This is a genomic window from Novosphingobium sp. TK71 (assembly GCF_055361505.1).
On record NZ_JBSZKA010000001.1, the window covers coordinates 1,616,656 to 1,635,863 of the forward strand.

Annotated in this window: 15 protein-coding genes; 5 read left to right on the forward strand and 10 right to left on the reverse strand. The window is 67.2% G+C overall.

Annotated features, from left to right (window positions below):
- Positions 1-21 precede the first annotated feature (21 nt).
- Positions 22-1,236, reverse strand: a complete 1,215-nt coding sequence (gene urtA / locus ACXJ16_RS23185) for an urea ABC transporter substrate-binding protein (protein ID WP_463922274.1) — start codon at positions 1,234-1,236, stop codon at positions 22-24.
- A gap of 203 nt (positions 1,237-1,439) precedes the next feature.
- Between urtA and ACXJ16_RS23190 the strand changes: the two genes are divergently transcribed.
- Both ACXJ16_RS23190 and ACXJ16_RS23195 read left to right on the forward strand, forming a co-directional pair.
- On the forward strand, positions 1,440-2,306 hold the full coding sequence (locus tag ACXJ16_RS23190; protein WP_463922276.1) for a peptidyl-prolyl cis-trans isomerase: 867 nt from the start codon (positions 1,440-1,442) through the stop codon (positions 2,304-2,306).
- Entirely contained in the window at positions 2,290-3,288 is a 999-nt protein-coding gene (locus tag ACXJ16_RS23195) for a HupE/UreJ family protein (protein ID WP_463922277.1), read from the forward strand. Before ACXJ16_RS23190 ends, ACXJ16_RS23195 begins: the two co-directional genes overlap by 17 nt.
- A gap of 67 nt (positions 3,289-3,355) precedes the next feature.
- Here the strand turns inward: ACXJ16_RS23195 and ACXJ16_RS23200 are convergent, their stop codons facing one another.
- A complete protein-coding gene (locus ACXJ16_RS23200) occupies positions 3,356-4,711 on the reverse strand; it encodes an agmatinase family protein (RefSeq protein WP_463922278.1) in 1,356 nt (451 codons plus the stop codon).
- A 13-nt stretch (positions 4,712-4,724) separates the two neighbouring features.
- Positions 4,725-6,182 (reverse strand): agmatinase family protein, encoded by a 1,458-nt coding sequence (locus ACXJ16_RS23205; RefSeq protein ID WP_185999063.1) that lies wholly within the window; start codon positions 6,180-6,182, stop codon positions 4,725-4,727.
- Between the two features lie 391 nt (positions 6,183-6,573).
- Here ACXJ16_RS23205 and ACXJ16_RS23210 point away from each other — a divergent pair, with 391 nt between their 5' ends.
- Entirely contained in the window at positions 6,574-8,958 is a 2,385-nt protein-coding gene (locus ACXJ16_RS23210) for a TonB-dependent receptor (RefSeq protein WP_463922279.1), read from the forward strand.
- Positions 8,959-9,084: 126 nt separating this feature from the next.
- Here ACXJ16_RS23210 and ACXJ16_RS23215 read toward each other — a convergent pair whose 3' ends face one another.
- The 7 genes from ACXJ16_RS23215 to ACXJ16_RS23245 form a co-directional block, all read right to left on the reverse strand.
- Entirely contained in the window at positions 9,085-10,590 is a 1,506-nt protein-coding gene (locus ACXJ16_RS23215) for a sulfotransferase family protein (protein WP_463923312.1), read from the reverse strand.
- A 44-nt stretch (positions 10,591-10,634) separates the two neighbouring features.
- A complete protein-coding gene (locus ACXJ16_RS23220; protein WP_463922281.1) occupies positions 10,635-11,654 on the reverse strand; it encodes a HupE/UreJ family protein in 1,020 nt (339 codons plus the stop codon).
- Positions 11,641-12,435 (reverse strand): peptidyl-prolyl cis-trans isomerase, encoded by a 795-nt coding sequence (locus tag ACXJ16_RS23225; RefSeq protein ID WP_443486889.1) that lies wholly within the window; start codon positions 12,433-12,435, stop codon positions 11,641-11,643. The genes ACXJ16_RS23220 and ACXJ16_RS23225 overlap by 14 nt, the downstream gene beginning before the upstream one ends.
- 131 nt (positions 12,436-12,566) lie before the next feature.
- Positions 12,567-14,762: a xanthine dehydrogenase family protein molybdopterin-binding subunit gene (locus tag ACXJ16_RS23230; protein ID WP_463922283.1), complete on the reverse strand. Its 2,196-nt coding sequence runs from the start codon at positions 14,760-14,762 to the stop codon at positions 12,567-12,569.
- The gene (locus ACXJ16_RS23235) at positions 14,759-15,229 is read right to left on the reverse strand and encodes a (2Fe-2S)-binding protein (protein ID WP_132469651.1); all 471 of its coding nucleotides are present in this window, start codon (positions 15,227-15,229) and stop codon (positions 14,759-14,761) included. Before ACXJ16_RS23235 ends, ACXJ16_RS23230 begins: the two co-directional genes overlap by 4 nt.
- A gap of 50 nt (positions 15,230-15,279) precedes the next feature.
- Positions 15,280-15,783 carry a c-type cytochrome gene (locus ACXJ16_RS23240; protein WP_132469652.1) on the reverse strand — a complete coding sequence of 168 codons (504 nt, stop codon included), beginning with the start codon at positions 15,781-15,783 and terminating at the stop codon, positions 15,280-15,282.
- Positions 15,780-16,382: a thioredoxin domain-containing protein gene (locus ACXJ16_RS23245; RefSeq protein WP_443478654.1), complete on the reverse strand. Its 603-nt coding sequence runs from the start codon at positions 16,380-16,382 to the stop codon at positions 15,780-15,782. Before ACXJ16_RS23245 ends, ACXJ16_RS23240 begins: the two co-directional genes overlap by 4 nt.
- A gap of 337 nt (positions 16,383-16,719) precedes the next feature.
- On the opposite strand from ACXJ16_RS23245, the gene ACXJ16_RS23250 reads away from it, so the two are divergent.
- Positions 16,720-18,195: an agmatinase family protein gene (locus ACXJ16_RS23250; RefSeq protein WP_463922285.1), complete on the forward strand. Its 1,476-nt coding sequence runs from the start codon at positions 16,720-16,722 to the stop codon at positions 18,193-18,195.
- 149 nt (positions 18,196-18,344) lie between these two features.
- Entirely contained in the window at positions 18,345-19,208 is an 864-nt protein-coding gene (locus ACXJ16_RS23255) for an urease accessory protein UreD (protein WP_443478652.1), read from the forward strand.

Genomic DNA, 19,208 nt, shown 5'->3' on the forward strand with positions numbered 1-19,208 from the left:
GATCGCCGCCGGCGCCTTTCGTCAGTGCTTGCAGGACTTGCCGGGGAAGGCGAGCGCGTCGTACGGTTCGGGCTGGATATCGGCGCCGGAATCCGAGACGATCTCGAACTGGCCGTCCGCCTTCAGCTTGCCGATATAGGCCTTCTGCACCAGCGACTGGTTGCCCGCGAAGCTGACCTTGCCCATCGGCGTATCGAAAGCGCCCAGCGAAACCGCGGCCTTGCGTACAGCCTCGGGGTCGGTGCTTCCGGCCTTTTCCGCAGCCGCCTTCCAGGCGTAGACGTCGAGATAGGCGTGGACCATCGGATCGGTGATGGCGGCGTCAGCGCCGAACTTCTTCTGGTAGGCCTTGATGAACTTGCCGTTGGCATCGCCCGGCAGGCTCTGGAAGTAGTTCCAGGCCGCAAAGCTGCCCTCGACCAGCGCGGTGCCCATGGCTTTGGCTTCCTGCTCGCCGATGGAGAAGGACATGACCGGCATGGTCCTGGGGCTGAGGCCCGCCGCCTGCATCTGCTTGAAGAAGGCGACGTTGGAATCGCCGTTCAGCGTGTTGATGATGATCGCCGGCTTCGCTTTCTGGATCTTGCCGATCACGCCCGAGAAGTCCGTCCCGCCCAGCGGCACATAGCTTTCGCCGAGCACTTTCATCCCGGCTTTGTCGATGTGCTTCTTGAGGATCAGGTTCGCGGTGCGCGGGTAGACATAGTCGGAACCGACGAGGAAGTAGGACTTGTAGCCCTGCTTCGCGGCCCATTCGAGCGCGGGCAGTGCCTGCTGGTTGGGCTGCGCGCCGGAATACATGATATTGGCCGAGCATTCGTTGCCTTCGAACTGCACCGGATACCAGAGCAGGTTCTTCGTGCGCTCGAACACCGGCAGCATCGCCTTGCGGCTTGCAGACGTCCAGCCGCCGAACACGGTGACGACGTGGTCGCTCTCGATCAGCTTGGAGGCCTTCTGCGCGAAAGTGGAAGGATCGGAAGCGCCGTCCTCCACCATGGGCACGATCTTCTTGCCCAGCACGCCGCCGCCTGCGTTGATCTCCTCGATCGCCAGCATTTCGGCGTTCTTCACGGTGATTTCGCTGATCGCCATGGTGCCGGTCAGCGAATGCAGCACGCCCACGGCGATACCGTCGCCCACGGCGCTTTCGCCGCCCGTCCCGGAGCCCGAGCAGGACGCCAGCGCAAGGGCGAATGTCGAAACCACCAGCGTGCCCAGCCGGGATCGGATCATGAAAATCTCCAAGTGGAAGGCCCCTTTCGCGGCGGGGCTGTGAAGAAACCGGATGCTGCCAAGGCTATGGAAACCGGCCGTCCGGTCGAATGCGTCATTTGACGTAGGCTGCTTCCCCCGCCGCCGACCTAGGATCGGCTTCGCGGGTGCAGGCAGGCACCGCGCGTGAGGGACAAGGCAGACAGATGCAGGCGGCGCGTTCGTTGATTTCGAGAGCTTTGCCGAGCGGCACTGCCCTTCCGATACCGGGAAAGAGCGCCGCACTGACGCGGCAGGCTGTTCGCAAAGCCTGCCGCAAGGCCTTGCGCGATCCGCTGGTGCCGTTCCTCATGGCGGGAGCGGCCCTGTTCGCCGGTTATCTGGCCCTCGAATCCACCCGCCGCGAACCGATCCGCTACACGCCCGAAGCCGAAGCCGCCATGGTGGAGGACTTCCGCACGCTCACCGGCCGCCAGCCCACCGCCGAGGACCGCGCGCGGATGAAGAAGGACTTCATCACCCGCGAACTGCTGTTCCGCGACGCGCTGGACCGTAACCTGCACATGACCTCTCCCGAGGCGCGCGAGGTGCTGATCGACAAGGAGCGTTTCCTGATCGCAGGCGCCCCCGCCGAGCCGCGCGAGGCCGATCTGGTGGATTTCTACGCAGAGAACCTGGCCCGTTACCAGGGCGAACCGCGCACCACGTTCTCGCAGGTGTTCCTCTCGGAAAAACCGCAGGATCCCGCCGCGCTGCTGAAAACGCTCAACCTTGGCGGCACGATCCGTTCGGACGAGTTCTGGCTGGGCCGCAGCTTCCCCGGGTATGGTGACAGCATGGTGCGCGGCATCTTCGGGCAGGACTTCGTCACGGCACTGAAGGCCGCGCCGCAGGACCGCTGGATCGGCCCGCTGCAAAGCGCCCGAGGCTGGCATTTCGTGCGCGTGGAAAGCCGCGAGGCCGCCCGGCGCCGCTCTTACGCCATGGTCCGCGACCAGGTGCGGCAGGACTTCATGAACGCCCAGACGTCAACCGCGATCGACGGGGCGGTGGCGCGGCTCAAGGAGAAATACGATGTCGTGGAGGAATAGGTCCGCAGCGCTGCTGCTGGGCTGCGCGGCGCTGGCGCCGCAAACGGCCATGGCCGACATCTTCCTGTCCGGCGACTATGCCCTGACCCGCGGCGAGGAACCGGGCGAGTACGAATTCACCGCCGCCGTTCCCGAAACCGTGGCCTCTTCCAGCCCTCTCGTCTGGCCGGACGGATGCCGCCAGACCGGGATGACCCGCCACAGCGCGGGCGGTCGGGCGCAGTTCGGCTTCACCTTGCGCTGCAACCGCCAATTCCGGCCCTCCGACACCATCCGCACCCCGTGGAAAGTGGACGGCGGCCGCTTCGTCAGCAACGTGCTGGGCGTGCAGGTGGACCGCGCCCTCAGCCCGGAAAGCGGCGCCATCGTCGTGCCGGTCGGCGAAACCGCGGCCGGCCCGCGTTCGCTGGGCGCGCTGGCGGCGGAATTCCTCGATCAGGGCCTGTGGCACATCCTCATGGGGTGGGACCACCTTGCCTTCGTGCTCTGCCTCGCGCTGCTGGCGCGCGGGCGGCAGCTCGTCACGTTGGTAAGCTGCTTCACGCTGGGCCACTCGATCTCGCTGGGCCTGGCCTTCTTCGACGTGATCCGCGCCCCGGTGCCGCCGGTGGAGGCGGCAATCGCGCTCTCCATCGTGTTCATGGCCCGCGAAGCCCTGGTCCTGGCGCGCGGCGGACAGGTGTTTTCGTTTCCCCGGCAATTGACCGTGATCTCGCTGTTCGGCCTGCTCCACGGCCTCGGCTTCGCGACGGCGCTGGGCGAACTCGGTGTGCGCGAGGGGGAAAAGCTGGCCAGCCTCGCGTTCTTCAACCTGGGCGTGGAGATCGGGCAATTGCTGTTCGTCAGCGCGATCCTGGCCAGCCTGGCGCTGCTGCGCACGGTTTCGCTGGCAGCCCCGGCGCGAACCGCAGCGCTTTACGGCGTGGGCGCGGTGGGCAGTTTCTGGATGTTCGAACGGGTGGCCGGCTTCGTGACGGCCTAGGCGGCGCGGACGCACGAAAGGCCCCGTCCCGGATATCGTCCGGGACGGGGCCTTTCGTGTCTCTTTCTTACCCCTTGCCCTGCTTGCGCAGCGCGATGCCGGAAAGGCAGGCGTGGAGGATGTAGTTCGCGCTCAACCGGCTGACATATGTGGTATCGAGGATCGGCGCGGTATCCAGCAGGTCGAAGCCGACGACATTGCTCTTCGTGCAGATCTCCCGGACCATGGGAATCGCCTCGCGCATGGAGATCCCGCCCGGCACCGGGCGGCCCGCCGCCGAGACTTCACCCGGATCGAGCACGCTCATGTCGAACGAGACGAAGACGTTCTTCGGCCCCGTGGCAAGACCCGAGACGATCTCCTGCGTCACCGCCTGCCATCCGCGCGCGGCGATCTCGGCAGTGGGATTGATGCGCACGCCCGCCGCCTTGAGGCGCGCCTGCGTTTCCACGTCCGCATCGCGGCCGCGCATGCCGACGTGGATCACGTCGGTGCCCTTGATGACCTTGTCCTGCATCAGGCGCGAAAGCGTCTGCGTGTCGGAGATGAAGTGCGGATCGTCGAGCATGGCGTCGGGATGGGCATCGAACTGGACGACCGCGACATTGCCCGCGCCGTAGCTGTCGACCATTGCCGCCACATCCGGGTACATGAGCGTGTGGTCGCCGCCGACGATGAAGGGCTTCACGCCCGCAGCCGCCATTTCCGCGATCATCGAACGCACATGGTCCATGCTGCGATCGGGGGCCATGTAGTCGATCGCAAGGTCGCCATAGTCGGCCAGCGTCAGCACCAGTCCGGGATCGACCCCGCCATCGGCATCGGCGCCGACCAGACCGTCCATCCCGCGCAGCGCGACCGGCGCATGCTTGGCATCGCGCCAGCCGGACGAAAAGTCGAGCGGCACGCCGACGAAGGCGACCTCGACCTTGCCGGCCACCAGGTCTTCCTTGCGGATCGCCACCGGCGCATCCGCGAAAGTGGGCACGCCGGGCTTCTGGAACTGATAGCGCTTGAGGCTGAACGGGCCGGGCTCGCGCTGGACCTTGTCGAGGAAGGCGGGGCGAACGGTGGTGGTGGCATTCCAGCCGCGCGCCATGGGGTTGAGCGCGATTTCCGCCGGATCGACGCCGGGCTGGAACTTCGCCGCCTGCACCATGTCCATCAGCGCCTTCACATAGGCGGCGCGGTCTTCGGCCGAGCGCGGCGCCAGCGCGGTACGGAGCTTTTCAGGCGTGAGGCCGAGATGGGCGAGCGTCCTGCCGTCGGCCACGAAGGCGCGCTGGTCGGCAGGCAGCGTGGCGATCGGGTCGGCCGCCGGTGCGGCCATCTGTGCCTGTGCCTGTGCCTGCACCGGGGCAGCGGCGGAAAGCGCCAGAAGGCAGGTCCCCGCGAGCGCGGCGAAAAGGGTCTTGCGTGCCATGGTCAGATCTTCCTTACGAACGACCGCGCGCGTCCTGCACGGACACGGGGCTGAAATAGCCGGGCTTGAGGCCCTTGCGGCGCATGGCGATGCCGGAAAGACAGGCGTTCAGCAGGTAATTGCTGTTGAGCGCGGTCTTGTAGCTGGTGTCGAGATAGGGGGCGACTTCGACGATATCGATGCCGGCGATGTCGTTCTCGGCACAGAGGCGGCGCATGATCGGCTGCGCCTCGCGCACGGTGAGGCCGCCGGGAACGGGGGTGCCAGTGCCGGGCATGAAGGCCGGGTCCAGCACGTCGACGTCGAACGAGATCCACAGCTTCTTGGTGTTCTGGCGCGCTTCGGCGAGCGCGGCCTTCATCACCTTGTCCCAGCCGTCCCGCTCCACTTCGACCATCGTGTGATAGCGCATGCCCTTGTTGCGCATCCAGCCGAAGGTTTCGAGGTCCGGCCCGCGCGCGCGCAGGCCGACCTGGATATAGTCCTTCGCATTGACATGGCCTTCGCTCAGCACCCGGTAGACCGGCTGGCCGTGGTCCAGCAGGTGCACGCGCCCGCGCCCGATATCGTAGTGCGAATCGAAGTGGACGACGCCGACCTTGCCCTTGCCGTAGACATCGGCGGCGGCGGCGACATTGGGATATTCAAGGCTGTGATCGCCGCCGATCACGATCGGGATGGCGCCGGTCTTCGCGATTTCCGCCACGACCTCGCGGACGTGATCGACGCTGCGCTCGGTGGAGTTCTGGTCCACGGCGATGTCGCCGTAATCGACGATGTTCAGCTCCGCATTGGGGCTGATCATCGAATACATGTCATTGCCGCCGGCGCCGCCGGTCATGCGCAGGGCGCGCGGACCGTCGATGGCATTGCGCCAGCCCGAACCCATGTCGAGCGGGGCGCCGACGATGGCTACGTCCACCTTGCCGGCCTTGAGGTCCTCCGGCGTCCAGGCGACCGGGGCATTGGCGAATGTGGCGAATCCGCCCCCATAGCCGCCGATATAGCGCCCGAGGTCCACCGGCCCGGCTTCGCGCCTGGGATCGAGCGAGGTGGGGCGGCGCAGTTTCCAGGCGTTGAACCAGGGCGAACTGGTGTCCAGCGGGATCGCCAGCTTGTCCCGCCCGGCCTTGTATTCCACTTCGGCGGAAAGTGCGTAGATCGCATCGATATAGGCGACCAGTTCCTGCGCCGGCATCGCCCGCACGCGTTCGAACAGCTTGTCCTTCTCGACATAGCGGCCGGTCATGCCGCTTTTCACGAAGTCCAGCTTTTCGGGCGCGAGGACGGAAAGCTTCTGCGCCACGTCCTCCGGCAGTTCGAGCGGCTTGGGTTTCCCCATGTCGTCCTCGGCCGGCATGACCGGCGCGGGCGTGGCCGCGTTACGCGTGGGAATGTCTGCGGTCAGCGCTCCGGCTACCGCTGCCGCGGCTGCCAGGCTCCAACCTGTGACGGCGCTGATTGACGTCATGGCCCCAATGTCTCCGGGATCACTCCCGCCCCTTCGCGACCCGCGCCGGGCTGGTGAATGAATCTGAAAAGGAATGTCGGATCGACGCCGCGAAGAAGGCAGCAAATCGGCCGCCCGCCCAATGGGGCATTTGACGTAGATGGCGGAATTCCGCGCCTCTCGGGCCGGGTACGTCAAATGACCCATTACCGCTCCGCGAACGCACCCATAGGTTTCGGGCACATCGAAAAACAAGTCGCGTCCTCCGCAAGGACGCAGGGAACCGCGCAAGCGCCGGGTCCTCGGGTTGCAACACTTGCCAGGCTGCAAAGGCCGGCACGCTCACCGCCATCCATGTCCCGGAGAGGATGCCCGAAGCGGGAGGAAACAAAACCAACATAGGGGGTTCTGCATGTCGAACAGCGCCAAACTGAAGATCGGGCTGCTCTGCGCTACAATGATGTCCACGTCGCTGGCCGCCGCGCCGGCCCATGCCCAGTCCACCGCACCCGCCGCCGCGGAAGACACGGCGGATGACGGCGCCATCATCGTTTCGGCCACGCGCCGCAACACCACGCTTCTGGAAACGCCGATCAACATCGCGGCGATCGGCTCGGCCGAACTCGCCAGCGAGCACATCGACGACATGCGCGACCTCGGCGCCTTCACGCCGGGCATCACCATCACCGACACCGGCCCGCGCGGCGCCGGCACGGTGGTCATGCGCGGTCTTTCCGCCAGCGATTCCAGCGCGGGCGGCAACAACACGGACAACTCGATCGGCATGTACCTGGGCGACGTGCCGCTCTACACCGACTTCAAGCTGATCGACCTCAACCGCGTCGAGGTCCTGCTTGGCCCGCAAGGCACGCTTTACGGCCTCGGCACGCTGGCGGGCGCGATGCGCTACATGCCCAACCGCCCCGACCCGACGGCGTTCTCCGGCGAAGTCTACGGCCGCGCCTACGACGTCGCCCATTCGAGCGGCCTGGGCTATTCGGGCTACGGCGTGCTGAACATCCCGATCGTCCGGGATTCGATCGCCTTCCGCACCGTCACCGGCTACTACAACGACCCCGGCTTCATCGACTATCCGTTCCTGCTGAAGCAGCCGGGCGTCTCGATCCCGCAGCCGGGCAGCGCTTCCAACCCGATGGGCACCGAAGCCCAGCAGGACGCCAACTTCGCGGGCAAGAAGGACCTCAACTACGAGAAGACCTTCACCACCCGCAACCAGCTCGGCTTCGTCTCGCCGGACTTCCAGGCCTATCTCACTTACGCCTTCCAACAGACCAAGACGGGCGGCCGCCAGGCCACCGGCGCCGGCGTGGTGGGCGAAGGCAAGTACGAGGCCCCGTGGCGCTACGAGGAACCGTCCAAGCGCCAGTCGCACCTGCTGTCGCTGGAAATGAGCGGCAACGTGGCCGATATCGCGCAGGCCGTGTTCACCTCGTCCTACACCAAGACCAAGCAGCGCCAGTCGAACGACAACACCGACCTGCTGCTCGATCTCGACTATGGCTACGAGCTGTTCCCCGCATTCTCGAGCTATTCGCCCTCGGTGGCGACCCAGTCGCAGTACACGCAGGAAGTCCGCCTCGTCTCCACGCACGGCGGCCCCTTCAGCTGGGTGCTCGGCGGGTTCTGGAACCGGCTGAAGACGACCTCGGATCGCCAGGAAATCGTCCCCGGCTACCCCGCCTGGGCCGGTATCGACCGTCCCGATGAAGTGGAATACGCCTCCTACGTCGATACCAAGACCGACGAGAAGGCGATCTACGGCGAAGGCACCTTCCACATCACCAAGGAATGGCAGGTCACGGGCGGGCTGCGCTACTTCAAGTATGCGGCCGACGTGACCGGCGGCACCGCCCTGCCGCTGGGCCAGCCCTATCCGCAGATCAACTTCCGCTCGCGCTCCGGCTCGACCGGGGACGACGGCTTCGTCTGGAAATTCAACACCTCGTACAACATCACGCCCGACATGATGGTCTATGCCACCTATTCGAAGGGCTACCGCATCGGCGGCGTCAACCGCGTGGCGCCCTGCGTGGTGCCGCTTCCGGCCGGCCAGAACCTCTGCGCCCTGCCCGACGAGCTGTTCTTCGGCCCCGACAAGGTCAAGAACGCCGAAATCGGGTTCCGCGCCCAAGTGCTCGACAACCGCCTGACCTTCAATCTCTCCGGCTTCTACATCAAGTGGCAGGGCATCCAGCTTGACGGCCAGACCGTCAACGGCGCCATCGGCATCACCACCAACGGCGGCGCGGCGGTATCGAAGGGCGTGGACTTCTCGTTCACGGCGCGTCCCATCGCCGGCCTTAACATCCGCGGCAACTACTCCTACCTCGACGCCCACCTGACCGAGGACGTGCCCGACCTGCTTTCCGTGGCGGGCGGAGACCTCGTGAGCGTCTACGACGGGGACCGCCTGCCGGGCTCCGCCAAGAACTCGGGCGCGCTGGGCGTGACTTACGACTTCCCGATCGGCGCCAATTCGATGGTGCTGGGCTGGACGGCGACTTACACCGGCGGCATCTACACCCGTCCGGGCCTGCGCGGCGGCGGCGAGCGTCTGCCGTCCTACGTGATGCACCGCGCCAATGTGACCTACAAGACCGACGCCTACGAGATCGGCCTGTTCGCGAACAACATCTTCGACAAGTACGCGGTCACCGGCGTCAGCAACGACCTGACCCGCTACGGCCTCGTCAACGACGGGATCGTGTCGCGCTACTATGCCCGCTCGGTCGCGCAGCCGCGCGTGATCGGCATCGAGGGCCGCGTGAAGTTCTGACGATCATCCCCGATCGCCAACGCAGGAGGGCGGGGCCGCGACATGCGGTCCCGCTTTCTTCGTTTCCGGCCCTGAAGCGATGAAACCATGACGCGGTGAATGGGAAAACCGGTCCGCCAGGACGGTTCAGCCTGCCTCGATCCCCAGCCCTTCGAAGAACGCCCGCACCTCGACCATCCCGGCCTCATGCGTCTTCCACCGCCCGATCCCGTCGGCATTGAGCCGGCGGCGGACCTGCGCCGCGCTTGGCGTCGCCACGGCAGCGCGGTTCTCGTGGAAGGACAGGCACGCCGCGTCCCACGGCAGGCCGCAGTGCTCCAGCAGGCGCCGCGTCTCCCGTTCCTGCCCGGCCACCAGCGCCTCATATCCCAGCGAGAGCACGCGCCCCGGATAGTGCCGCTCCCACAGCGCCATCAGCCGGTCGAACCGCGCATAATAGCGTGCCGTGTCCATGAGGTCGTAGGAATAGGCGTAATAAGGCGAGGATGCCGCGAAGAGATTGCGGACATTGCTCCACACCGTGTCCATCGGCGCCCGGCGCAGGCAGACGATCCGCGCATTCGGCAGCGCCCGCAGGATATGGCCGATATTGAGGAAATTGGCGGGCAGCTTGTCCACGAAGCGCGGCTTGCCGGCGGGGCGGTGATGGGCCGCGCGGGCGGAATAGAGCCGGCCGATTTCCGCCGGATCGGCGCGCATGGCGGCCGCGATCGTCTCGGCATCGAGAACCTTGCGCGAAGGTGTGGCGGCGGCTTGCTTGATCGCCAGCGGCATGGCCTGCAATTCCCCCGCCGAGCCGACTTCCGGGTGGGAGGAGAGGATGCGGTCCACCAGCGTCGTCCCGGTGCGCGGCATGCCGACCACGAAGATCGGCGCCGGATCGGAATGGCCGGATGCTGCCGCAGGCACATCGGCGAACGCCGCCTCAAGGGCATCGAAGATCGCCTCGTCCTGCGCAAACCGATAGCCCGTGGCGCGCTTGTGCCCGGCATTGGCGGCCGAAAGCGCGGCGAAGGCCCGTTCGGGCTCGCCGATATCCTCCAGCTCCTTGGCCAGCGCATAACGCAGGCGCAGCAGGTCTTCCGGGGCACTGGCGCGCGCCGTGGCCGCCTCCAGCCGCTCGACATGGTTGTCCCCGCGGGTCTGGCGCGAAAGGATCGAGAGCGCATAATGCGTGCGCGCATCGCCGGGATCGGCCTGCAGGATCGTCTCGTAGTGTCCGCGCGCTTCCTCGACCCTGCCGGTAAAGCCGCAGGCGGCCGCCAGATTGTAGCGATAATCGAGGTTGCCCGGCTCCTGCGCCGCCGCCGCCGCAAAAGGCGCCAGAGTGGCCTCGTGGTCGCCCAGCCGCGCCAGTACGCAGCCCAGCGTATCGAGCGTGCGCGCATCGCTTCCGGACGCGGCGAGCCCGGCCCGCGCCGCTGCCGCCGCCTCGCCGTCGCGGCGCAGCAGGATCAGCAGCCGCGCATATTGCGCAAGGTATTCGGGATTGGCGGGCTCGCGGCCGAGCGCCTGCTCGATCAGCGGCACGGCCCTGGCCACCTGCCCCGTCTCCGCAGCGATCAGCCCGACAAGGAAATAGCCTTCCGCCTCGGCCGGTCGCGACTGGACCTGTGCCTGCGCCGCCGCCATCGCGCCCGGCAGGTCGCCGCGAGCAAGGGCGGCCCGCGCTGCGTTCACGCGATCCCCAGGCCGAAGCCGGCCACGCGTTCGATCGCCCAGAAACAGCCCACGATCCCGGCAAAGTAGAGCGCGGCCCGGCGCACCGGCTCGCTCCGGTCGAAGATCCCCGCCACCGCCATCACGCCGAGCACGGCGGAAACGAACAGCAACTGGCCCAGCTCGACGCCGGCATTGAAGAACAGCAGGCCGCTCGCCCGCTCACCCGGCGCAACGCCGAGTTCGCGCAGCACCGTTGCGAAACCGAGGCCGTGAAGCAGGCCGAACCCCGCCACCACGGCAAGCTGGCGGCGGCGCTGGGCCGGATCGATCTCGCCGCCGTTCTGCCGGGTCATGATCGCCTCGCGCGCCATGAAGGCGATGGACAGCGCGATCACAGCCTCCACCGGCGGCACCGGCACATGGATCACATCGAAGAACGCCAGCGCCAGGCTGAGCGAATGGCCGAGCGTGAAAGTCGTTACCAGCGCCAGCAGGAAACGTCCCCGTGCCAGCAGGCACAGGCAGAGCACGAAACAGAGGTGGTCCCATCCGCCCAGGATGTGGACCACGCCCTCGACCGTATAGTAGCGCGCCACTTCGGGCAGCGGCCGCGCCTGCGGAGCGGTGTCGGCCAGCGGCAAAAGCAGCCTGTCACCGTCCGACTGGAGCGGCATCTTCACCATCGCCCCGCCCAGCACCGACGTGAACGTACCGCCGTCCACCCCCCACGGCGTGACGATCTGCGCTTCGGGCGCGAAGCCGCCCTGGCAGGTGAAACGGATGGCATAGCGCACCACCACCGCCTCCACGAACCGCTCGCGGTCCGTTTCCGCGCAGCCGGTCGGCAGGCCCAGCGCATCGTTGCTGGCCAGCACGTTAGGCACGCTGGCGGTCAGTTCGTAAGTGCCGGGATCGCTGCCGCGCTGGAGCGTGAACTCGCCGACGCGAAAAACGTCCGCCATGGCCGGTGCGGGCGACAGGCCGAGGGCAACCAGGAGAACGGCAAGGAAGCGCAGCACGTCAGGACTCCACATGGACCGCGTAATCCTGCCGCAGCCGCGCGATTTCCCTGCTCACTGCCGTGCCGGTCTGGTCGGCCTGATAGTCCTGCTTCACTTGTTCGCGGGCGTCGGTGTAAGGCAGCAGCTGGTCCTTGCCCCGTGCCGTCACTTCCACGAAGTGCCACCCGCGAGAGGAACGCAGCGGCCCCGCCCACTTGCCCTCGGGCTGCTTTTCCACACGGTCCAGGAAGCTTTCCCCGAACATGCCGCGCAGCATCGAAATCCCGTATTTCGACAGGTCGTGGCCCATCCAGAATTCATCGCCGGCAACGCTGCCGCCCCCGTTCAGCTTCGCCAGCACGGCGGCGGCATCGGCGGGCTTGCGTTCGAAGAAGACGTGCTTCAGCGAAACCCATGGCTCGGCGCGGTAGAGGTCCTGGTGGCCGGCGTACCAGGTCATGAGCTGGTCCTCGCTCGGTTCCGGCGGCGCACCGCTGATCATGAAGCGCACGCGGTCGATCAGGCGCTGCTTGGTGGTCTTGTCGGTCATGTGCATGCCGCGCTGCACCGCCTCGCGGAACAGCAGTTCGTTGCCGACGTAATCGTCCACCAGCTTCTGCCGCGCCCGGGCATCGGGCTGGTGCCCGGTCATCAGGCTGTAGTCGTCATCGAGGCTGCGCTGCACCGAAAGCGGCACCTCGATCGTCTCCTTGCGCCCGGCAACCGCCCAGTAGAGCGCGAAGATCGCAGCCGCCGAGATCAGGAAGACGACGAAGGGATCGCGCGGCGCCCGCTGGCGAATGGCGGCGATCATGTGACCCATTGGCTGCGAAACCCTTTACCCCCGCCCCGGAACGGAGCCGATCCTTGGGCAGGAAGCTACGCCAGCGGGGGGCCAGTGCCCCCTACGTCAAATGACGCATAGGCAGTGCGCGGGCGCGGGAATCAGGCCGGTGCCGACAGATCGACCGGCAGGCTGCGCACCCGCCGTCCGGTTGCCGCGAAGATTGCGTTGACCATGGCCGGGATTACCGGCGGCAGCGCCGGTTCGCCAAGGCCGGTGGGAGGATTGTCGGTCGTGACGAACTCCACGTTGATCTTCGGCGTCGCGTCGATGCGCTGGAAGGGATGGGCATCGAAGTTCTGCTGCTCCACCACGCCCGCGACCTGCGTGACGTTCTGCCCCGCCAGCGCCTGCCCCAGCCCCTCGATCACCGAGCCCTGCACCTGGTGCAGCGCGTTGAGGGGATTGACGATCTGGCTGCCGACATCGCCCGCCGCCCACACTTCGTGAACCGCGACCTGGCCTTCCGAAACGGAAACCTCCACCACTTCGGCGAAGTATCCGGCATGGCTGAAATAGAAGGCAAATCCCTTGCCGCGCCCTTTCGGCAGCTTCGCGCGGCCCTGCCAGTCGGCCATCGCCATCACTTTCTCGATCACGCCGCGCGCCCGCCCCGTCTGGAACACCGGCCCGCGCCCTTCGCCCGGAAGGCTGCGCGGCGCGCCGAGCAGTTCCAGCATCAGCGACGGCAGGTCCTTCCCTGCCGCTTGCGCCACTTCATCGAGAAAGGCCTGCGAAACGAAGCCGAGCGCATTCGATCCCGGCGCCCGCAACCAGCCGGTGGGCAGGTTGGTGTCCAGCAGGGTCTGTTCGAGCAGCACCGCATCCACGAGGTTTGCCGGCACCAGCGCAGCGGGCAGTTCCCCCGCGCGGGTCGGTGTGCCGTCCTTGCCGAAGCTGACCGCATGATCGCGCAATCCCACCAGCCGTCCCTGCCCGTCAAGCGCGGCGGCAAAGGCGTGCCATCCTGCCGGACGGTAGAAATCGCGCCGGAAATCGTTCTGCCGGGTATAGAGCAGCTTCACCGGCGTGCCCGGCACCCTGGCGGCGATCGCGGCGGCCTGCACCATGTAGTCGTTCATCAAGCGCCGCCCGAAGCCGCCGCCGATCCGCGTGAGGTTGATGCGCACCTTGTCCGGCGCGATCCCCAGCGCCTTGGCTACCAGCCCGCGTCCGCTTTCGGGGTTCTGGGTGGGCGCCCATATCTCGACGGCGCCGTCGCGGAACAGGGCCGTGCAGTTTTGCGGCTCCAGCGTGCCGTGCGCCAGGAATGGATATTCATAGCGCGCCGTCACGGTTTTCGCCGCTCCGGCGAACACCGCATCGATATCCCCCTTGCGCAGCACTTCGCCCGCGCCCGCACCCTTGAGCGCTTCCGCGGCCTGAACGGCATAGCCCTGGGTGGAGAACCCCTGCTGCGCGCTGTCGTCCCACTCGGCCCTCAGGCTCTCGCGCGCCTTGTTCGCGGACCAGAAGCTCTCGGACAGGATCGCCACCCCGTCGAACAGCGATTCCGCCTGACCGTCTCCGGCGATGGTCACGACGTGGCGTACGCCGGGCAAGGCGCGCACTTCGTCGAGATTGGCGCTCTTCAGCTTGCCGCCGACCGCCGGACTGGTTTCCAGCACCGCGTGGAGCATGCCCGGTTGCCGGTGGTCGATCCCGAACAGGGGCTGTCCCGCGACGATGGCCGGTGTATCGACACCGGGAATCGGCTTGCCGATCACGCGAAAGTCCGCCGGGTCCTTGAGCTTCAGCGAGGCGGGATCGGGAACGGCCAGAGCCGCGGCGATCGGGGCGAGATCGACATAGGCCACCGAACGGCCCGAGCGCCGGTCGGTGACGATGCCGCTGCCGGTCGTCAGGCCGTCTTCCGGGACATTCCATTGGCGGGCCGCCGCCGCCACCATCATGGCCCGCGCCGCCGCGCCCGCCTGCCGCATCGGCAGCCATTCGCGCGGCGTGGTGCGGCTTCCGCCCGCGCTCTGCGCGCCGAACAACGACTGGTCCGCGTGTGTCTGCTCGACCGTGACCTGATCCCAGTCCACGTCGAATTCCTCGGCGATCATCATCGGCAGCGAGGTCTTGGCGCCCTGCCCGATCTCGGCGTTCTTCCCGCCGATCACGAAGCGATTGCCGGTCAGGATGCGAATGAAGGCGGTGAGAACCCGGGGTTCTCCGGCCGATGCCTGCGCGGCATGGGCCGGCAGCGGGATCGCAATATCCAGGAGGAGACCGCCGCCGGCCAGCAGCGAGGCGCCGACGAAGCGGCGGCGTGAGATATCTGCTGCCATCATGCCGCTGCCCCCCGGGCTTTCGCGGCGGCCTTGATACCGGCGCGGATGCGGACATAAGTCGAGCAGCGGCAGAGGTTTCCGGCCATGGCCGCGTCGATGGCGGCATCGTCCGGATCGGGCGTCTCGGTAAGCAGCGCCACGGCGCTCATGATCTGGCCCGCCTGGCAGTATCCGCACTGGGGCACGTCGAGCTCGCGCCAGGCCGCTCCCACGCGGCGTCCTGCGTCAAGCGCGGCCACGCCTTCGATAGTGGTGACCGACTGCCCCTCGATCGCGCCTACCGGCGTCAGGCAGGACCGGATGGCGGCGCCTTCGAGATGGACGGTGCAGGCCCCGCAGAGCCCCGCGCCGCAGCCGAACTTGGTGCCCGGCAGGCCCATGTCCTCACGCAGGGCCCAGAGCAGCGGTTTCTCCGGATCGGTGTCGAGTTCCCTCGCTGCGCCGTTCAGCGTGAAGCGGATTGCCATGTGCCCGTTGCCCCCTCAGTCGTTCCGTATCGATATGCCCGCGCGCGACGCTACCTTACCTGTCCCGCGCCTTCGAGCTTCTTTCGCATCTCCGCATTCTTCGCCGCGCTGCCGCCGCCCGCCGCGCGAACGGCGGCCACTTCGGCCGGGGTAAAGGGCTTGCCTCCCTTGCCCACCCAGTTGAGCGCGGCGGCGACATCGGCGTCGGGCAGGCGGCCGAAAGGCATCATCGCCCCGCGGATCGGCTTGCCATCCACCGTGATCGCGCCGGACTGGCCGTAAAGCACGGTGGAGATCAGCCACTGGCGCGCATCCTTGCTGCCGGCCATCGGCCCCACCCGCCCGGAAAGGCGCGGGAACATGCCCGGCATGCCGCTGCCGTCGGCCTTGTGGCAGGACTGGCAATTGGCCGCCCAGGCCTTCGGCGCGGCCTGCGCTCGCAGCGGGGCGGGATGCGCCGCAAGCCCCGCCAGGAGCGCCGCGCCCGTTATCCCTGCGCCTGTCATCAGCGCACCTGCGGCCACCGCCATCGACCGCATCTTGCTGGCAATCACGTCACGATACTCCCTGAAACCTGTACTTGCCGAATGTCCTCGTCCGCCGGTGCCGCGCCTTGTCCTACTGCCGCCAACAAGGCTTCCAGCTGTTCCCTGCGCTGCACGGTGCCGCGGGCAAGCAGGTGCCCGTTCGGATCGATCAGGGCTGCGGAAGGGACCGGGCCGATGTGGAAGTCCTCTCCCACGGCGGCGTCCAGAATGATGTCATCCGCGCCGAGGCCGCTGCGTGCGATCAGCGCGGCGTAGTCCTCCCGCTGACCGTCGCCAAGCAGCAGCAGGCGCACTTCGGCGTCCGCGCACAGTTCCACCGCATCGCGCACCACCGTCTCGCAGAGCGCGGAATCCGCCTCTATGAACAGCAGCAGCAGCAGGCGCGGATCGCGGCTGAGGCCGCCGATCGTCAGCGTCTCGCCCGAAACGGCCGGGGCGCTGACGATCGGCGCCGTTTCACGCTCGCGCGCATCACCGGCAAGGGAGATCCGGTCTACCGGGGTGAGCGACTGGCGGGTGAGCCGCAATTGCCGCCGCATCGCCAGGACGGCGACCGCGAGCAGGATGACGCCAAGCCCGAACAGGAACAGCAAAGCGACTAGCATGACCGGCCCATCCTAGGAGGGCGGAGCAAATCGCAGCATACGCCGTTTGACGTAGGGCGCTCCGCAAACCGGGCGCTACAAACGATGTCAGTGGTTTTCGCAAAGGAACGTCCTCCCGCGCTTCGCCCTCACGACGCGGGGCACCGGGCGTTCGCCATCTTTGCCGGATTTTCACTCTGACGAAACTACAAGGGAGGTTCGGACCCCGCGTCCGGACCTCCTTTTTTTGTCCGCGCCCGGCCCCTTCCCTGCCCCCTACGTCAATCGCCCCATTGCCGCACAGCGCCCCCTCCCCGCACTTCCCAGCCCATACGAGGCCAGAAGACGGGGGTACTTAGTGAACGCGAAACGCAAGCTGCTGGCAGGGGCATGCGCTCTTGCGGCCATCCTTTCCGGCGCGGTCATCGCGCAGACCGACCGGCCGGAGATTCCCGCCGCACTGGAAGCCAAGATCGGCGGACTGACCAAGGAAAAGCGCGAATTCCTCGTCTCGGACAAGGCCGAAGGTTTCGCCGGTTCGTTCGACAAGCTGTTCCAGCGGCTTTCCACCAAGACCCCGCAGGAAATCGACGCCTATATCGAGGCGATGATGGATTCGGTGGAAGCGGCCAAGTTCCATCCCGGCAAGGACATGGGCGAAATCGCCCTCGATACCGAGAACGAGGATTTCAACGGCTGGAAGGCCATGCGCCCCAAGGGGCTCGATCCCCGGCGCGAACCGGGGCCCTTCGAACTGAGCTACTACGCCAATGGGCGCGGTGCGGGCATGTATGCAGGCGGCATCGCCACTTTCGCGGGCGCCCCGGTGGCGATCTATCCGGACGATCTGGTCGCCGGGAAAGTGGACGTAGCCATCGTCGGCGCGCCGCTCGACATGGGCTCGGGCTATCGCGGGGCCAAGGGCGGCCCCTCTGCCATGCGCAGCCAGTACGGCGCGGGCGGGGTGGACATGTACACCATGGTCGATCCCAGCAAGGAGCTGAACATCGTCGACTACGGCGATATCGCCATCGACAACATGAGCACCGAACGCAGCGTCCAGCATGTGCGCGAACGCGTGGCGGAAATCGCCCGGACCGGCGCCATTCCCTTCATCGTGGGCGGCGACCACAGCCTGGAATATGCCGACGTAGCCGGCCTGGCCGACGTTCACGGCAAGGGCAGTTTCGGCGTGGTCCACTTCGATTCGCACTATGATGCGGGCAAGGGCGGCGTCCACTTCATCACGCATGGCGCCCCGGTCTACCGCGCGGTCAAGGAAGGCCACGTGCTGGGCCGGAACTACATCCAGGTCGGCCTGCGCGGGTCATGGCCGGGTGCGGAAGGCTTCGAATGGATGCGCGACAACGGCGTGCGCTATCACGCGATGCCGGAAGTGGAGAAAAGCGGCTGGCAGGTCGTCATGGAACGCGCGCTCAAGGAAGCGCGGGAAAGCGGCAAGAAGCTCTACGTCTCGTTCGACGTGGACGTGCTGGATCCGGCCTTCATTCCCGGCACCGGCACCCCGGTTGCGGGAGGCCTGACCATGCGGGAGGCGATCCCCATCGTGCGCCGCCTCTGCGCCGAGAACGAACTGGTGGGCTTCGAGATCGTCGAACTGGCCCCCGTGCTCGACCCGACATACCGCAGCGCGCTGAACGCCAACACCATCATGCACGCCTGCCTGACCGGCGTGGCCATGCGCAGGAAAGGCATCAGGCAGCTAGGCTACCTGTCCGACCTGACCACCGAGCATGGCCAGCCCGGTAACGGAGAACGCGCGGCAAAGGCCGGCAAGGCGGAGAAGGTCGATCCGAACTTCGGCCGCCGCTAACCGATCTGAACCGATCGCAGGAAGCCTCGTCCCGGATCGGAGACGGGACGAGGCCCGCTCCTGCAGAGATCCGCGCGATTCACGTGGGCCTCCCGCCCATACGTCAAATGCCCCATGCCCCGTTTTCCCGCCGCAAGCGTAGCTAGGCCATGGTCGCAAACCTCCTTAACCGCCCCGCAGAAGCCGCGCCGCCCGCGCGGTCGCGGTTGCAGCGGGTGGACGGCGCCGCGATGGTCCACTTCGGCCCTCGCGGCCTGCGCGACCTCAGCCAGATCGCCCCGGCGCGCCTGCTGTTTCCCGATGGCGACGCGGGCGAATTCCCGCTTGCCGTCACCGTCACCACCAGCGGCGGGCTGACGGGGGGAGACCGGCTCGCGCTGGACATCAAGGTGGACGACGATGCTGCCGCCACGGTGATCCCCCAGGCAGCGGAAAAGATCTACCGCGCCCTGCCAGACGACCCGCCGACCCGCATCGAGACACGCATCGCCCTTGGAGCGGCCAGCCGCTGCGAATGGCTGGCGCAGGAAGCCATCCTGTTCGACCGCAGCCACATGCGCCGCTCGCTGGAAGTGGACATGGCGGCAGATGCGCGCCTGCTCGCCAGCGAGATGATCGTGCTGGGCCGGGGCGCCATGGGCGAAACCTTCGAGAGCGGCCTCATCCACGATTCATGGCGCATTCGCCGGGGCGGACGCCTGATCTGGGCGGACACGCTTCACATCGGCGGTGACGTGGCCGGAACCGCCGCCCGCCCCTTCGGCTTCGGCGGTGCAAGTGCGGTTCTCACCCTGGTCTACGTCGGCCCGGACGCCGCCGATCATCTGGAGCGCGCCCGCACGCTGATCCCCGCCCCGCACGGCGGCGCAACCTGTTTCGACGGCATGCTGATCCTGCGCATGACCGCGCCGGATCCGCGCCGGGTCCGCGATATCGCGCTTCGCTGCGCGGAAATCCTGAGGTCCGCCGTGTTCGGCCTCTCGCCACGCCTTCCCTCCATCTGTTACTGCTAG

Bases quoted from the DNA above. Each gene is read 5' to 3' on its own strand.
- urtA (WP_463922274.1), bottom strand. From the start codon at position 1,236: ATGATCCGATCCCGGCTGGGCACGCTGGTGGTTTCGACATTCGCCCTT.
- ACXJ16_RS23195 (WP_463922277.1), top strand. From the start codon at position 2,290: ATGTCGTGGAGGAATAGGTCCGCAGCGCTGCTGCTGGGCTGCGCGGCG.
- ACXJ16_RS23200 (WP_463922278.1), bottom strand. From the start codon at position 4,711: ATGGCACGCAAGACCCTTTTCGCCGCGCTCGCGGGGACCTGCCTTCTG.
- ACXJ16_RS23205 (WP_185999063.1), bottom strand. From the start codon at position 6,182: ATGACGTCAATCAGCGCCGTCACAGGTTGGAGCCTGGCAGCCGCGGCA.
- ACXJ16_RS23210 (WP_463922279.1), top strand. From the start codon at position 6,574: ATGTCGAACAGCGCCAAACTGAAGATCGGGCTGCTCTGCGCTACAATG.
- ACXJ16_RS23215 (WP_463923312.1), bottom strand. From the start codon at position 10,590: ATGGCGGCGGCGCAGGCACAGGTCCAGTCGCGACCGGCCGAGGCGGAA.
- ACXJ16_RS23220 (WP_463922281.1), bottom strand. From the start codon at position 11,654: ATGTGGAGTCCTGACGTGCTGCGCTTCCTTGCCGTTCTCCTGGTTGCC.
- ACXJ16_RS23225 (WP_443486889.1), bottom strand. From the start codon at position 12,435: ATGATCGCCGCCATTCGCCAGCGGGCGCCGCGCGATCCCTTCGTCGTC.
- ACXJ16_RS23230 (WP_463922283.1), bottom strand. From the start codon at position 14,762: ATGATGGCAGCAGATATCTCACGCCGCCGCTTCGTCGGCGCCTCGCTG.
- ACXJ16_RS23235 (WP_132469651.1), bottom strand. From the start codon at position 15,229: ATGGCAATCCGCTTCACGCTGAACGGCGCAGCGAGGGAACTCGACACC.
- ACXJ16_RS23245 (WP_443478654.1), bottom strand. From the start codon at position 16,382: ATGCTAGTCGCTTTGCTGTTCCTGTTCGGGCTTGGCGTCATCCTGCTC.
- ACXJ16_RS23255 (WP_443478652.1), top strand. From the start codon at position 18,345: ATGGTCGCAAACCTCCTTAACCGCCCCGCAGAAGCCGCGCCGCCCGCG.